Here is a 14,893-nt window from a genome sequence, read left to right on the forward strand (position 1 = left end):
CGGAGCGATGGACGTGGGGTCCATCGTGTCCAGACCGACGATCAGTCGTCGCCCATATATTCGCGCAACGACTGCGGAGAATGGTTCTCGCCGATCGACATCGCCAGGATACGCGAAATGTGCCGGCGTGGCAGACCCGTGTCCGTCACCCATTGATTGATCTGGGCCTGGATCTTGTCGAGGTCCTTCTTCGAGGTCGGGCTTTCGGCGATGTCGAGGCCGGCGTCGCGAAGAGCTGCCGCCATGTCGGCCGAAATGACGAAGGCATCCCAGCCCAGCCAGCGCAGGAAATACTGGCCGGTATTGCCGCCAAGCCGGCTGCCATGCTTGCCGAGATAGGCCATCAGCCCGACCTGATCGTCGGCGGGCCAGTTGGCGAGGAATTCGCCGAAACCGCCATATTCCCCAGACACGCGTTCGACGAAGGCGGCATTGTCGCGCACCGATTTGATTTTCTGCGGGTTGCGCACGATGCGCTGGTCGGACGCCAGATCGTGCCAGAAATCGTCAGGCTGGAACAACAGCCGCTTCGGCTCGAAGCGCAGAAATGCCTCCTCGAAACCGGGCCATTTCTGTTCGATGACGCGCCAGACAAATCCGGCGGCAAAGATCCGCTCGGCCATGGTCGAGAGAATACGATCGTCCGGAATATCGGCGACGGCGGCATTGTCGGGCACCGGCCCCAGCAGCGTCGAAAGCTCCGCCTCGCCGCCCTTGCGTTTTGCCGCACGCAGGCGAATTTTCTGGAAATCGGCCATAGTTCCCTCGCTGTTGGCTTGAATGTACCACTTCCCGCGAGAGCCGGCAGCCTCTACGTCTATCTCCACTGACGACGGAGACGGCTATGTACAAGACAATCGACGATCTGGCGAACCGCTGGCTCAAGCGACGGCCGGACGGCCTCAGCCAACTCGAGAACCGGGTGCTGCAATCGACGCTCGAGCGCACCACGATCTCCAGGGACACCAACAAAGCCGTCGCTTTCCACCAGACCTTTGGCGACCGGCTTGCCGATACGATCGCCCGCATCGGCGGCTCCTGGTCCTTCATCCTGGGTTTCCTGGCCTTTCTGGTCCTGTGGACCGCTGGCAATGTCTGGCTGCTGTCGCGCGATGCCTTCGACCCCTACCCGTTCATCTTCCTCAATCTCGTGCTGTCGATGGTCGCCGCCTTGCAGGCGCCGGTGATCATGATGGCGCAGAACCGCCAGACCGAACGCGACCGCATCGATGCCGCCCACGACTACGAAGTCAATCTGAAGGCCGAGATCGAGATCATGGCGCTGCACGAAAAACTCGATGAACTGCGCCACAGCCAGATCATCGGCATGCGAGACGAGATCGTGCGGCTGGCCGAGATGGTCAAGCGGATCGACGAGAGGCTGGCGCAGCAGCAGTCGGCTTCATGACCGAAGCCATTCATCATTTCATCGAACAGTATGGGCTGCTTGCCGTCTTCCTCGGCTGCGTCGCCGAAGGCGAAAGCGCCGCCATCCTCGGCGGCTTCTTCGCTCACCAGCATGTTTTCGTGCTGTGGCATGCCGTTGCCGCGGCAGCACTCGGCGCTTTCGTCGGCGACACCTTCTTCTTCATCCTTGGCAGAAGTTTCGCCGACAATCGCCATGTCGTCAGGCTGCGCAGGCGGCCCGGCTTCCGCCGCGCCTATCGTCTGCTCAACACCCACCCCAACATTTTCGTGCTGTCGAACCGCTATGTCTACGGCATGCGTCTGGTCGGCGGCATCGCGGCCGGCCTGTCGACCATAGCAGCACCCCGCTTCGTCATCCTCAACGCCATCTCATCGGTGATCTGGGCGGTGCTGTTCAGCACCATTGGTTATGTTTTCGGGCTGGGCGCCGAGCATTTCGTCGGCCAGGCGCTGCTGCGCCACGAGCGGCTGCTGATCGGGCTCGGCATCGGCCTTACCGTGGGTGTGCTTGCCTGGCTTGTCGCCCGCCACATCGCCAAGCGGGAGCGTCGTCGGGAGCAGTGATGCCGCCGGCCTCTATGGGCGCTCGGACGGTCAGATGGGAAAGCCGGTGACCCGCTCGATGAGCGCGATGCCCCAGACGCCGGCGACGATGACCACCGAAATCAGCACCGCCAGCGAACCGCAATCCTTGGCCAGCTGGATGTCGACATTGAACTCGCGGCTGAAGGCATCGCAGGCCGCCTCGATGCCGGTGTTCAGCACCTCGACCATGATCAGCAGCAGCACCGCGCCGATCAGCAAGGCATAACCACGCCAGGAGACCGAAACGAACCACGCCGCCGGCAGGGCAAGCGCAAGGAGCATCAGCTCCTGCTGGAATGCCTTCTCGCTGGCGGCCAGCTTGCGAAACGCCCGCACCGAATTGATAAAAGCGTCGATCAGCCGCTGCATGCCCAAACCTCTTTCCGGATCACCGGCACGGGATAAAGCAACGGCCCGATCAAGGGAATAAGGCATCTCGTCCAAAATTCATTCAGCGACCGCTATCGAAGGCGTCGACTTTTCAAACTGCGGCAGCCCGTCGTCGATCGAATAATAGTCGCCCTTGTCGCCAACGAAGATATGACAGTCGCCCTTGAGACCCGTCGGCTTGTCGAACGCTCCCGCCATCACCGAAATATAGTCTTGAGCCCTTGGCTTCCAGAAAAGCACCGACCCGCATGTCTTGCAGAAGCCGCGCCCGGCGAAAGCGGACGCCTCATACCAGGTGATGCTTTCCGTGCCTTCGATCACGATGTCGGCGTCGGCAACATTGGTCGCGGCATAGAAATGCCCGCTTTGCTTCCTGCATTGCGAGCAATGACAATAGACGACCCCTCGCAGCGCTCCCCTTGTCCGGAAGCGGACCGCTCCGCACAGGCATGATCCCTGGTGACTGTCGCTCATTTCGGCACCCCTTGAAGAAACCTCGTCCAGCATCGTTGCCAGGATTCCAGCTTTGCGGTGGTTGCGCGCAAGCAAATACGACATCGACTGCCGTGATGAATTCGAAATTCAGTTTCATTTCCAGAAGCACGCCGAGCGGATTTCAAATTCAAAGCCGCCAAACTGTGTGCCGCCCCGCGACCATGGTGCGAAAGTTTATGCTTCTACAGCCACAGGTAGAGAAAAACCTGTGGAAGCTGCACGAATTAAGGAAACTTTAGCGCTGCTGCAATTATGGTCACGCCAAGCGAAGGTCGCGGGTGGGGACGCGCCTCTTCGCAAGATGTTCTGGACTATCGGGTCGCGCTCCCCAGCTCGGCGGCCAATGGAACCCGCAAATTCCGCGTCGGGATCCGAGGGGAAGAGTGAATCAGACATGCAGCCCGCAGCCGCCCCAACAGAACAAAACACCGATATCGCATCCGCTGTTGTCGCGACCATGCGCCAGCTGGGCGTGCTCGGCCTGCCGCGCAACTACGAGATCTTCTACGAAGCATTGAACGGCACCAACCGCGAGCTCAGCCTCGCCGTCGTGTCCTTGAGCAACCGGCCGACGCAGGATGAGCTGGATCAGATCGGGCGAGCTTTCTTCGCCCAGAACCACGGCCCCAGCATCGTCGAGCATGCCCGGGACGTCATCGCCAGGGAGCTTGAGGAGGTCGCATCGCTGTTGCGGAGCGAGCGCAGCCACATCGAAAAATACGGCAGGATCCTCGACGAGACATCGAGCGGTTTGAGTGGCCGCAGCCTGCTTTCACAGGATCTTCTGCAGAAGATCGCCAACGCCATGGCCGTTGCCACCAATTCGACGATCGATCATGGCCGCCAGGTCGCCTCGACGCTCAGCGACAAGACGGCCGAACTCGAGAGCGTCAAGTCGAAGCTCGAGGAATACAAGCGGCTGGCCAACACCGATCCATTGACCCAGATCTGGAACCGCCGCGCCTTCGACAAGGAGATCACCCGGATCTACAACAGCAACAAGGGCATCCTGTTCAATGCCTTGATCCTTGCTGACATCGATCGGTTCAAGGATATCAATGACCGCTACGGCCATCCTGTCGGCGACAAGATCATCCAGATCATCGCCGAGATTTTCCAGACCAGCATTCGCGGCGACATGTTCGTCGCCCGCACCGGCGGCGAGGAATTCGCGCTGATCATTGAGGGCGCCAGCGAAGACGCCACTTACGAGATCGCGGAGCGCATTCGCGCCCTGATCGAGCAGACGCCATTCACCAGCAGCCAGACCGGCATGAATTACGGCACCGTGACGGTCTCGATGGGCATCTGCATGGCATCGGAGGCCGAAGGCCCGGAGGACCTCTACACAAAGGCCGACCGGGCACTCTACCGGTCGAAGGTCAGCGGCCGCAACCGCGTCACCAGGCATTCGGCGATGGCTGGCCGCGCCGGCAAGAGCTGGCTGCTCTATAAGAAGGACTAACGCCTCCTGCCGATAGCGCCCGCACCGGCGTGGCACAGACCATCAGCTGAAAATGGAAAAGGCGCCGGGTTTCCCAGGCGCCTTTTTCTTATAGGCCCAGTGGCCGGGATCAGCCGTTGGCGACCTGCTTGTGCTGCACCGGATGGCTTTTCTTCAGGAGGTCCGACACCAGGAAGGCCAGTTCGATCGCCTGGTCGGCATTGAGGCGCGGGTCGCAATGCGTGTGATAGCGGTCCTGCAGTTCCTCGGCCGTGATGGCGCGCGCACCACCGGTGCATTCAGTGACATTCTTGCCGGTCATCTCGACATGGATGCCACCCGGATGCGTGCCTTCGGCGCGGTGCACCTCGAAGAAGGTCTGCACTTCCTTCAGGATGCGGTCGAACGGCCGCGTCTTGTAGCCGGCGGCCTCGATGGTGTTGCCATGCATCGGGTCCGACGACCAGACCACGCTGCGGCCTTCCTTCTGCACCGCGCGCACCAGCTTCGGCAGATGGTCGGCGACCTTGTCCGAACCAAAGCGGGCGATCAGCGTCAGCCGGCCAGGCTCGTTCTCGGGGTTGAGCAGATCGATCAGTTCCAGCAAGCCGTCAGTGGTCAGCGACGGGCCGCATTTCAGGCCGAGCGGGTTCTTGATGCCGCGGCAATATTCGACATGCGCATGGTCGGGCTGGCGGGTGCGGTCGCCGATCCAGATCATGTGGCCCGAAGTGGCGTACCAGTCGCCCGAGGTCGAATCGACACGGGTCAGCGCCTCCTCATAGCCAAGCAGCAACGCCTCGTGGCTGGTGTAGAAATCGGTCTCGCGCAGCGCATAATTGGTCTCCGAAGTGATGCCGACGGCCTTCATGAAGTCCATCGTCTCGGTTATGCGGTTGGCGAGCGACTCGTACTTCTCGCCCTGCGGGCTATCCGACACGAAGCCGAGCATCCAGCTATGCACATTCTCCAGGCTGGCATAGCCGCCCTGCGCGAAGGCGCGCAGAAGGTTGAGTGTCGCCGCCGACTGGCGGTAGGCCATTTCCTGGCGGGCGGGATCGGGAATGCGCGATTTGGCGTCGAATTCGATGCCGTTGATGATGTCGCCGCGATAGCTCGGCAGCGTGACCTCGCCCTTGGTCTCATTGTCGGACGAGCGCGGCTTGGCGAACTGGCCGGCGACACGGCCGACCTTCACCACCGGCTGTGCGCCGGCAAAAGTCAGCACGACCGACATCTGCAGGAAGACGCGGAAGAAGTCGCGGATGTTGTCGGCACCATGCTCGGCAAAACTCTCGGCGCAATCGCCGCCCTGGAGCAGGAAGGCTTCGCCGGCTGCGACAGCCGCGAGCTGCTTCTTCAGCTTGCGTGCCTCACCGGCAAAGACCAGTGGCGGAAAGGTGGCGAGCTGGGCTTCGGTGTTCTTCAGCGCGGCAAGGTCCGGATAGGCAGGAACCTGCTTGATCGGCTTTGCTCTCCACGAATTCGGCGACCATTTCGTCATCGCTGCACCCAACGCTCTTTCCGGCAGGCACCCTCGCCCGCCTTTTCCGCCCCTATATGGGGTGGCGGCTCCATACACGAAGCCGATTTCCTATTCTAGACCGGAATTTCAGCGCTGGCGAATGCACAAGCGGTGCTGAGTGCGTTGAGATTCAGGTCAGGCCGAGCCGAAAATGGCTGATACCGAGAACCGGAGCGGAGCGGACATTCGGGTCCGTGAGCATCGGCCTATGCCGGCCGTAGCCTTAACTGCTACGTCACTCTCATGAATGCATGCTTCGGCCGGCGAAGGCCGGAACCGCAGGTATCAGCCATTTGCAGGCCGGCATCACCTGAATATCAATGCACCTCAGGCCGCCTTTTCGACCACCCGCGCGAGTTGCGTCATCACCACCGCCGAGCCCGCCAGGCGCTTGTCCGGCGTCGGCCAATCGCGCACGAAGACGACGCTGTGGTCCGGTCGAATCTTGGCCAGCGAACCCTGCTCGCCGATGAACTTGACCAGGCCGACCGGATTGGAGAATTCCCGCTTGCGGAAATGGATGACGACACCCTTCGGCCCGGCGTCGAGCTTCTCGACATTGGCCTTGCGGCAGAGCGCCTTGATGAAGACGATCTTCAGGAGATGCTTCACCTCGTCCGGCAGCGGCCCGAAACGGTCGATCAGTTCGGCGCCGAAAGCGTCGATCTCCTCGGTGTTTTCGAGGTCGCCGAGACGGCGGTAAAGCGCCAGCCGGAGCTGCAGGTCCGGCACATAGCTTTCCGGGATCATCACCGCCGTGCCGACGGCGATCTGCGGCGACCAGCCGCCATCCTGGACCTCGCCGGAATCCTTCACCTCGGCGACAGCCTCCTCCAGCATCTGCTGGTAGAGTTCGAAACCGACCTCCTTGATATGGCCGGACTGCTCTTCACCCAAGAGATTGCCGGCGCCCCTGATATCGAGATCGTGGCTGGCCAGTTGGAAGCCGGCGCCCAGCGTGTCGAGCGATTGCAGCACTTTCAGCCGGCGCTCGGCGGTGTCGGTCAGCTTGCGGTTGGCCGGTAGCGTGAACAGCGCATAGGCGCGCACCTTGGAGCGGCCGACGCGGCCGCGCAACTGGTAGAGCTGCGACAGGCCGAACATATCGGCGCGATGGATGATCAGCGTGTTGGCGGTTGGAATGTCGAGGCCTGATTCGACGATGGTGGTCGACAGAAGCACATCATACTGGCCGTCATAGAAGGCGTTCATGATGTCGTCGAGTTCGCCCGGCGGCATCTGACCATGAGCCGCCGCCACCTTCAATTCGGGAACAGATTCCTTCAGGAAATCATTGATTTCCGCGAGATCGCTGATGCGCGGCACCACATAGAAGGAATGCCCGCCGCGATAACGCTCGCGCAGCAGCGTCTCGCGAATGACCAGCGGATCGAAGGGTGAGATGAAAGTGCGCACCGCCATGCGGTCGACCGGCGGGGTGGCGATCAGCGACAGTTCGCGCACGCCCGTCAGCGCCAGTTGCAACGTACGCGGGATCGGCGTCGCCGACAGCGTCAGCACATGCACATCGGTCTTCAGATCCTTCAGCCGTTCCTTGTGCTTGACGCCAAAGTGCTGCTCCTCGTCGATGATCAGCAGGCCGAGATTCTTGAACGAGATCGAGGAGCCGAGCAGCGCATGGGTGCCTATGACGATGTCGACCTGGCCTTCGGCGATGCCCTTCTTGGTTTCCGCCAGTTCCTTGGCGCCGACCAGCCGGGAGGCCTGGGCGACGCGGATCGGCAGGCCGGAAAAGCGCTGCGAAAACGTCTTGAAGTGCTGGCGCGACAACAGCGTCGTCGGCACCACCACGGCGACCTGGAAGCCTTCCATGGCGGCGATGAAGGCGGCGCGCAGCGCCACCTCGGTCTTGCCGAAGCCGACGTCGCCGCAGATCAGCCTGTCCATCGGCTTGCCGGCGCCGAGGTCATCCCTGACCGAGTCGATCGCCGTCTGCTGGTCGTCGGTTTCCTCATAGGGGAAACGGGCTGAGAATTCGTCATAGAGGCCCTCGGCGGGCACCAGCGCCGGTGCGGCGCGCATCTGCCGCTCGGCGGCGATGCGGATCAGCTGCCCGGCCATGTCGAGCAGGCGCCGCTTCAGCTTCGCCTTGCGTGACTGCCAGGCACCGCCGCCAAGCTTGTCCAGCGTCGCCTCGGCTGTGTCAGAGCCATAACGAGACAGAAGCTCGATGTTTTCCACCGGCAGGAACAGCCGGTCGTCGCCGGCATAGTGGATTTCCAGGCAATCATGCGGCGCGCCGACCGCTTCGATGGTGCGCAGGCCGATGAAGCGGCCAATGCCATGGTCGGCATGGACGACGATATCGCCGGCCGACAGAGCCGAAGCCTCGGCTATGAAGTCGGAGGCGCGCTTCTTGCGCTTCGAGCGCCGGATCAGCCGGTCGCCCAGAATGTCCTGTTCGGCGACGACAACCAGTTTTTCGGTTTCGAAGCCGGATTCGAGCGGCAGCACGGCAAGAGCCGCCTGCCCCGGTTCGAGCTGTTCGGCTTCCGCCAGTGTTTCGACCTGCTGGAGATTGCCGAGATGATGCTCGGTGAGGATCTGGCCCAGCCGATCAAGCGAGCCTTCGGTCCAGCCGGCGATGACGACACGGCGGCGCGCGGCGCGTTCGTCGGCGATATGCCTGACGACGACGTCGAAGACATTGACGTTCGGATCGGCACGCTCCTCGACGAAGCTGCGGCCATGGCGCGAGCCGGCATGGTAGACCTTTTTCGCACCGGCATCGGGCGCGTCGAAAGGCGTGAAGTCGATCGCTTCACGGGGCCCAAGCGAGGCGATCAGGTTTTGCGGCGAGAGATAGAGCAGATCCGGTGCCACCGGCTTGTAGGGCACGGCATCCTTCAACGCGGCGTCGGCCTGCTTTTTGCGCGCCTCGTAGTGGTCGAGGATCAGCGTGTGGCGCTCGGCCAGCGCTTCATGCGCCAGATGGTCGAAAATGACTGGCGTGTCCGGCAGATAGTCGAACACTGTTTCCAGCCTCTCGTAGAAGAACGGCAGCCAGTGTTCCATGCCGGCGAAGCGCCGGCCTTCGCTGACCGCCGCGTAGAGTCCGTCGTCGCGCTGGGGCGCGCCAAAGGCTTCGATATAGGAGCGGCGGAAGCGGCTGATGGTTTCGGGCGTCAGCGCCACTTCGCTCATCGCCTGCAGCGCCATCGACTTGCGTTGGCCGGTGGTGCGCTGGGTGGCGGCGTCGAAGACGCGGATTGATTCCAGCGTGTCGCCGAAGAAATCGAGCCTGAGCGCCTCGGTCCACCCGGGTGCGAACAGGTCGAGAATGCCGCCGCGCACCGCGAATTCGCCGATGCCGCGCACCGTCGGCACGCGCTCGAAGCCGGACGTTTCCAGCCGCGACACCAGCGCGTTCATGTCGATCTGGTTGCCGGGCCTGGCATGAAAGGTCTGCGCCTCGACTAGGTCGGCCGGCGGAATGCGCTGCAGTAGCGCATTGGCGGTGGTGAGGATGACGGCGCGGTGCGGCTTCTTCGCCAGCGCGATCATGGCGGTCAGCGCATCGAGACGCTTGGCGGCGGCGTCCGAGCCGGGCGAGACGCGATCGTAGGGCAGACAATCCCAGGCCGGCAGTTCCAGCACCGGCAGGCCGGGCGCAGCGAAGGCCAGCGCCTCGATGATCGCCGGCAGGCGCTGCCCGTCGCGCGCCACGAACAGCACCGGCTTGTCAGGCGCGATCTCAAGTGCGGCCTGCACCAGCGCAAAGGCTTCATAGCCATCGGCGACACCGTCGACGATGAACTGGCCGGCGCGGCCTTTCGGCAGGCCAATGGTGGGAATGAGGCTCATGAAATCACGGTCTTGTTTGTCGCAATTCCTGTGGGAAAACCGCTTCGCGCTTTTCCTGGAATTGCTTTTGTTCAGAATGTCATGGTCCGGCGGGACGCCAGGATCTTTTGCAGGACGGCACAATCGATATCCGCCGGCACAGGGCGTTCGCCCGTGATCAGCGGCAGGAAGTCGGTGTCGGGAATGTCGAGGAGCCTCTCATATTGGTCGATTTCCTCTCCGGTCAAGGCACCGATCTCGGCATCGGCGAAGGTGCCGAGGATGAGATCCATCTCGCGCATGCCGCGGTGCCAGGAGCGGAACAACAGCTTGCGGCGGTGGGCGTCCAGCCCCTCGCTTGATCGTTTCGTTCCGGTCATCGTGCCGCATCCTCACTTGCTGCGGCGCATATAGCGTGGATAGAAGGGGCTGTCAGCCTTGCGCTGTAGCCGTCGCGACATAAGCTGACATCATGCGTCCTTCCATCCTCGATCCCTTGTTTGTTCCGATCACTTCGCTTGCCGGCGTCGGGCCGAAGGTCGGCGCGCTGATCGAGAAGGTTGTCACGGCTGATCTTGGTGATCGCGCGGCCCGCGCGGGCGACCTTCTGTTCGTGCTGCCGCATACCGTCATAGACCGCCGCAACCGGCCAGGCATTGCGGGTTCCGCGGAAGGCCAGATCGTCACGCTCGACGTGCGCATCGACCGTCACCAGCCGCCGCCGCGCGGCAACAAGTCGGTGCCCTACAGGGTCTATGCCCATGATGACACCGGCGAAATCGGTCTGACCTTTTTTCATGCCCACGCCGCCTATCTCGAAAAGGCAATGCCCGTTGGCGAGCATGTCGTGGTCTCGGGCCGCATGGAATGGTTCAACGGCCGCCCGACCATGGTCCACCCCGATCATATCGCGCTGGCCAGCGAGGCGGAAAACCTGCCGCTGGTCGAGCCGGTCTATCCGCTCACCGCCGGGCTGTCGGGCAAGGTGCTGCGCCGGGCGATCGGCCAGGCGCTCGCCCGCGTGCCCGAATTCCCCGAATGGCAGGACGGCGCCTTCATGCGCCGGCACACTTTTCCCGCCTTTGCCGACGCGCTGACCCGCATCCACAATCCGGCCGACCCGATCGATGTTTCGATCGATGGTGCTGCCTGGCGGCGCCTTGCCTATGACGAATTGCTGGCGGGCCAGGTCTCGCTGGCGCTGGTGCGGGCAAAGATCCGCCGCCTGTCCGGCCGTCCCCTGGTCGGCGACGGCCGCATCGTCGAGAAACTGCGCGCCGCCCTTCCCTATTCGCTGACCGCAAGCCAGGAATTCGCGCTCGCCGAAATCAATGCCGACCTCGCCGACCCCGAGCGCATGCTGCGGCTGCTGCAGGGCGACGTCGGCTCGGGCAAGACCGTGGTCGCACTGCTTGCTATGGCGCGCGCGGTCGAGGCCGGCGGCCAGGCGGCGCTGATGGCGCCAACCGAGATCCTGGCCCGCCAGCATCTGGCGACGATCACGCCGCTGGCCGCCAAGGTCGGGCTGCGCATCGCCATCCTGACCGGCCGCGAAAAGGGCCGCGAACGCACCGAAACGCTGGCCGGCCTGGCCAGCGGCGAGATCGACATCGTCGTCGGCACCCACGCCCTGTTCCAGGAGACGGTCACCTTCCACGATCTGGTGCTGGCCGTCATCGACGAGCAGCATCGTTTCGGCGTCCACCAGCGGCTTGCCATCACCGCCAAGGGCGATGCGCCCGACATGCTGGTGATGACCGCGACCCCGATCCCGCGCACGCTGGTGCTGACTGCTTTCGGTGATATGGATGTCTCCAAACTGACGGAAAAACCGGCCGGCCGCCAACCGATCCGCACCGTCACGCTGCCTCTGGAACGGCTCGACGAACTGGTTGGCCGCATGGAGGACGCCGTCGCCGGCGGCCAGAAGATCTACTGGATCTGTCCGCTGGTGGAAGAATCCGAAGAGATCAAGCTGATGTCGGCCGAGGACCGCTTTGCTTCGCTGAAGCCGCTGTTCGGCGACCGCATCGGCCTCGTCCATGGCCGCATGAAGGGCGCCGAGAAGGACGAGGAGATGCGCGCCTTCAAGGAAGGCGAGACCCGCATCCTGATCGCCACCACGGTCATCGAGGTCGGCGTCGATGTGCCCGACGCCACCGTCATGGTCATCGAGCATGCCGAGCGCTTTGGCCTTGCGCAGCTGCACCAATTGCGCGGCCGGGTCGGGCGCGGCGACAAGCCCTCCTCCTGCGTGCTGCTCTACAAGGACCCGCTTGGCGAGACCGCAAAACGCCGGCTTTCTGTAATGCGCGAGACCGAGGACGGTTTCCTGATCGCCGAGGAAGACCTCAAACTGCGCGGCGAAGGTGAGTTGCTGGGCACCCGCCAGTCGGGCACACCGGGTTTCCAGGTGGCGCGCATCGAGGCGCATGCCGATCTCCTGGAGGCCGCCCGCGACGATGCCAGGCTGATCCTGTCACGCGACCCGGAGCTGCAATCCGACCGCGGCGAGGCGCTGCGCCTGCTGCTCTATTTGTTCGGCCGCGACGAGGCCGTGCGGCTCTTGCGCGCCGGATGAGGCCCTAGCGGCGGGTTGGCCACCGTGCCGTTGATCGGCTCGCCATTCAGCGTCACCACCTTGCTCTTAACTTCGGGCGCCACCAGCCCGGCCGAAACGATCAGCTTGGCGCCGTCCTCGATCGTCATGTCGAGCAGCACGATGTCCGACTTCAGCACATACATCAGGAACCCGGTCGTCGGGTTCGGCGTGCAGGGCATGAACACCGCAATCAGCGGATCGCCTTCCTGGTCGAGCTTCTCATTGATCTCGGTTTCCTTCTCGCTGGCAACGAAAACCAGCGACCACACGCCCTTGCGCGGATATTCAACCAGCCCGACCTGGCGGAACATGTCGCCCTTGTTCGACAGCACGGTCTCGAAAATCTGCTTCAGCGAGCCATAGATGCCGCGCACCAGCGGCATGCGACCAAGCAGGCGTTCGCCGAACCCGACAATGGCGCGGCCGACAATGTTGGCGGTGAGGAAACCGATCAGCGTGATCAGGATCAGCGCGACGATCAGCCCGAAACCCGGAACCGGAAACGGCAGATAGGTGTCGGGGCTGTAACGCGCCGGAATATAGGGTTTTACCCAGGAATCGACCCAGCCGATGAACGACCAGGCGATATAGGCGGTGATCGCCAGCGGCGCGCAGACGACGAAGCCCGTGAGGAAATAGTTCCTCAGCCGGGTCATGCCGGAGGTCTTGGGAGCATCGGACATGGTTCACCGGGGCGCGGGTTGCAGCGCAACATTAGTGAACCGGAAGGCCGTTTGGAACTGCGAAGTTTTTAAAGGCCGCTGTTTAGACGCTCCTACTCCACTGTCACCGATTTCGCCAGATTGCGCGGCTGGTCGACGTCGGTGCCCATGAACACGGCGGCGAAATAGGCGAGCATCTGGATCGGCAGCGCATAGATGATCGGCGAGATGATTTCCGGCACGTCCGGCAAGATAATCGTCTCCATCGTCTTGACGCTTGAGTGCGCTGCGCCCTTGCTGTCGGTGATCAGGATGATCTTGCCGCCGCGCGCCGCCACTTCCTGCATGTTCGACACGGTCTTCTCGAAAATGCGGTCATGCGGCGCAATCACGATGACCGGCATGTTCTCGTCGATCAGCGCGATCGGCCCGTGCTTCAGCTCACCCGCCGCATAGCCTTCGGCGTGGATATAGGAGATTTCCTTGAGTTTCAGCGCGCCTTCCATGGCCAGCGGGAAATTGGTGTCACGGCCGAGATAGAGCACGTCCTTGTAGCGCGACAGTTCGCGCGCGATGCGCTCGATCTGCTCTTCGAGCTTGAGCACCTGGTTGGCATAGCGCGGCGCTTCCGAGAGCGCGCGCACCAGGGTCTTCTCCTCATCTTTCGAGATCGTGCCGCGTGCCACACCGGCGCGCACGGCAAGCGACGCCAGCACCGAGAGCTGGCAGGTGAAAGCCTTGGTCGAGGCGACGCCGATCTCGGGACCGGCAAGCGTCGGCAGCACGACGTCGGATTCGCGCGCCATGGTCGATTCCCGCACATTGACGACGGCGCCGATCTTCATGCCGGCCTTGCGGCAGTAGCGCAACGAAGCCAGCGTGTCGGCGGTCTCGCCCGATTGCGAGATGAAGAAGGCGGCATCGTTGGCTGACAGCGGCATCTCGCGGTAGCGGAATTCCGAGGCGACATCGATGTCGACCGGCAGCCGCGCATAGCGCTCGAACCAGTATTTGCCGATCAGGCCGGCGAGATAGGCGGTGCCGCAGGCCGAGATCGCCAGTCGGCCAATTTTGGCGAAATCGAATGGCAGGTCGAGCGGCTTCGAGACACCGGAGACGAAATCGACGTAATGCGCCAGCGTATGCGAGATCACTTCCGGCTGCTCATGGATTTCCTTTTCCATGAAATGCCGGCGGTTGCCCTTGTCGACCATAAAACTGGTCGACAGCGACTGCTGGCGCTTGCGCTCGACCTTTTGCCGTCGATGTCGAAGATGGCGACGCTGTCGCGGCGCACCACCGCCCAGTCGCCATCTTCGAGATAGGTGATCGAATTGGTGAACGGCGCCAGCGCAATGGCGTCCGAACCCAAGAACATCTCGCCATCGCCATGGCCGACGGCCAGCGGCGGGCCGTTGCGGGCGCCGACGATCAGGTCTTCGTCGCCCTTGAACATGATGGCCAGCGCAAAGGCGCCTTCGAGCCGCTTCAGCGCCTGGTGCGCGGCCTCGACCGGCTTCAGCCCCTTGGCCAGTTCGTGCGCCACCAGATGCGCGACGACCTCGGTGTCGGTCTGCGACGAGAAGGAATAGCCGTCGCGGATCAGCTCGTCGCGCAACTCGGCGAAATTCTCGATGATGCCATTGTGGACGATGGCGACACCGTCGGAAAAATGCGGATGCGCATTGGTCTCGTTGGGCACGCCATGGGTGGCCCAGCGCGTGTGGCCGATGCCGATCGTTCCCTCGAGCGGCTCCTCCTTGAGCCGGCGCTCAAGGTTGATCAGCTTGCCTTCGGCGCGGCGGCGGCCAAGCTGTCCCTTTTCGATGGTGGCGACGCCGGCCGAGTCATAGCCGCGATATTCGAGCCGCTTCAGCGCGTCGACGATGAGCGGTGCAACCTGCGAGTGACCGACGATTCCAACGATACCGCACATGCAGACAGTCCCCGATTCCCCA

Annotated in this window: 11 protein-coding genes and 1 pseudogene; 4 read left to right on the forward strand and 8 right to left on the reverse strand. The window is 63.0% G+C overall.

The genetic code is table 11. The features are described from left to right. Positions 1-41 precede the first annotated feature (41 nt). Positions 42-758, reverse strand: a complete 717-nt coding sequence (locus tag HB778_RS33145; protein WP_183460001.1) for a DNA-3-methyladenine glycosylase I — start codon at positions 756-758, stop codon at positions 42-44. Positions 759-844: 86 nt separating this feature from the next. On the opposite strand from HB778_RS33145, the gene HB778_RS33150 reads away from it, so the two are divergent. Together HB778_RS33150 and HB778_RS33155 are read left to right on the forward strand one after the other, a co-directional pair. Then, on the forward strand, positions 845-1,408 hold the full coding sequence (locus tag HB778_RS33150) for a DUF1003 domain-containing protein (protein ID WP_183460003.1): 564 nt from the start codon (positions 845-847) through the stop codon (positions 1,406-1,408). Beyond that, the gene (locus tag HB778_RS33155; RefSeq protein ID WP_183460005.1) at positions 1,405-1,992 is read left to right on the forward strand and encodes a DedA family protein; all 588 of its coding nucleotides are present in this window, start codon (positions 1,405-1,407) and stop codon (positions 1,990-1,992) included. The genes HB778_RS33150 and HB778_RS33155 overlap by 4 nt, the downstream gene beginning before the upstream one ends. Before the next feature lie 30 nt (positions 1,993-2,022). Here the strand turns inward: HB778_RS33155 and HB778_RS33160 are convergent, their stop codons facing one another. Both HB778_RS33160 and HB778_RS33165 read right to left on the reverse strand, forming a co-directional pair. Further along, a complete protein-coding gene (locus HB778_RS33160; protein WP_183460007.1) occupies positions 2,023-2,382 on the reverse strand; it encodes a diacylglycerol kinase in 360 nt (119 codons plus the stop codon). 78 nt (positions 2,383-2,460) lie between these two features. Then, entirely contained in the window at positions 2,461-2,877 is a 417-nt protein-coding gene (locus tag HB778_RS33165; protein ID WP_032933467.1) for a GFA family protein, read from the reverse strand. Positions 2,878-3,292: 415 nt separating this feature from the next. Here HB778_RS33165 and HB778_RS33170 point away from each other — a divergent pair, with 415 nt between their 5' ends. Continuing rightward, entirely contained in the window at positions 3,293-4,363 is a 1,071-nt protein-coding gene (locus HB778_RS33170) for a GGDEF domain-containing protein (RefSeq protein WP_183460009.1), read from the forward strand. A 109-nt stretch (positions 4,364-4,472) separates the two neighbouring features. Here HB778_RS33170 and HB778_RS33175 read toward each other — a convergent pair whose 3' ends face one another. The 3 genes from HB778_RS33175 to HB778_RS33185 form a co-directional block, all read right to left on the reverse strand. Then, complete coding sequence (locus tag HB778_RS33175) at positions 4,473-5,846, reverse strand: class II 3-deoxy-7-phosphoheptulonate synthase (protein ID WP_183460011.1); 1,374 nt, start codon at positions 5,844-5,846, stop codon at positions 4,473-4,475. A gap of 348 nt (positions 5,847-6,194) precedes the next feature. After that, positions 6,195-9,692, reverse strand: coding sequence for a transcription-repair coupling factor (mfd, locus tag HB778_RS33180; RefSeq protein WP_183460013.1), 3,498 nt, complete (start codon positions 9,690-9,692; stop codon positions 6,195-6,197). 71 nt (positions 9,693-9,763) lie between these two features. After that, complete coding sequence (locus tag HB778_RS33185; RefSeq protein ID WP_183460015.1) at positions 9,764-10,051, reverse strand: succinate dehydrogenase assembly factor 2; 288 nt, start codon at positions 10,049-10,051, stop codon at positions 9,764-9,766. Between the two features lie 92 nt (positions 10,052-10,143). Between HB778_RS33185 and recG the strand changes: the two genes are divergently transcribed. After that, a complete protein-coding gene (gene recG / locus HB778_RS33190; protein WP_183460017.1) occupies positions 10,144-12,252 on the forward strand; it encodes an ATP-dependent DNA helicase RecG in 2,109 nt (702 codons plus the stop codon). Here recG and HB778_RS33195 read toward each other — a convergent pair. Both HB778_RS33195 and glmS read right to left on the reverse strand, forming a co-directional pair. Next, a complete protein-coding gene (locus tag HB778_RS33195) occupies positions 12,204-12,956 on the reverse strand; it encodes a DUF502 domain-containing protein (RefSeq protein WP_183460019.1) in 753 nt (250 codons plus the stop codon). The genes recG and HB778_RS33195 overlap by 49 nt on opposite strands. A gap of 92 nt (positions 12,957-13,048) precedes the next feature. After that, positions 13,049-14,871: pseudogene (gene glmS / locus HB778_RS33200) on the reverse strand (glutamine--fructose-6-phosphate transaminase (isomerizing)). Between the last annotated feature and the right edge of the window lie 22 nt (positions 14,872-14,893).

This window comes from Mesorhizobium huakuii, assembly GCF_014189455.1.
In the GTDB taxonomy this organism is placed as follows: domain Bacteria; phylum Pseudomonadota; class Alphaproteobacteria; order Rhizobiales; family Rhizobiaceae; genus Mesorhizobium; species Mesorhizobium huakuii_A.

Excerpts from the sequence above, each read along its gene's own strand:
- HB778_RS33145 (WP_183460001.1), bottom strand. The coding sequence starts at position 758 with ATGGCCGATTTCCAGAAAATTCGCCTGCGTGCGGCAAAACGCAAGGGC.
- HB778_RS33150 (WP_183460003.1), top strand. The coding sequence starts at position 845 with ATGTACAAGACAATCGACGATCTGGCGAACCGCTGGCTCAAGCGACGG.
- HB778_RS33155 (WP_183460005.1), top strand. The coding sequence starts at position 1,405 with ATGACCGAAGCCATTCATCATTTCATCGAACAGTATGGGCTGCTTGCC.
- HB778_RS33160 (WP_183460007.1), bottom strand. The coding sequence starts at position 2,382 with ATGCAGCGGCTGATCGACGCTTTTATCAATTCGGTGCGGGCGTTTCGC.
- HB778_RS33165 (WP_032933467.1), bottom strand. The coding sequence starts at position 2,877 with ATGAGCGACAGTCACCAGGGATCATGCCTGTGCGGAGCGGTCCGCTTC.
- HB778_RS33170 (WP_183460009.1), top strand. The coding sequence starts at position 3,293 with ATGCAGCCCGCAGCCGCCCCAACAGAACAAAACACCGATATCGCATCC.
- HB778_RS33175 (WP_183460011.1), bottom strand. The coding sequence starts at position 5,846 with ATGACGAAATGGTCGCCGAATTCGTGGAGAGCAAAGCCGATCAAGCAG.
- mfd (WP_183460013.1), bottom strand. The coding sequence starts at position 9,692 with ATGAGCCTCATTCCCACCATTGGCCTGCCGAAAGGCCGCGCCGGCCAG.
- HB778_RS33185 (WP_183460015.1), bottom strand. The coding sequence starts at position 10,051 with ATGACCGGAACGAAACGATCAAGCGAGGGGCTGGACGCCCACCGCCGC.
- recG (WP_183460017.1), top strand. The coding sequence starts at position 10,144 with ATGCGTCCTTCCATCCTCGATCCCTTGTTTGTTCCGATCACTTCGCTT.
- HB778_RS33195 (WP_183460019.1), bottom strand. The coding sequence starts at position 12,956 with ATGTCCGATGCTCCCAAGACCTCCGGCATGACCCGGCTGAGGAACTAT.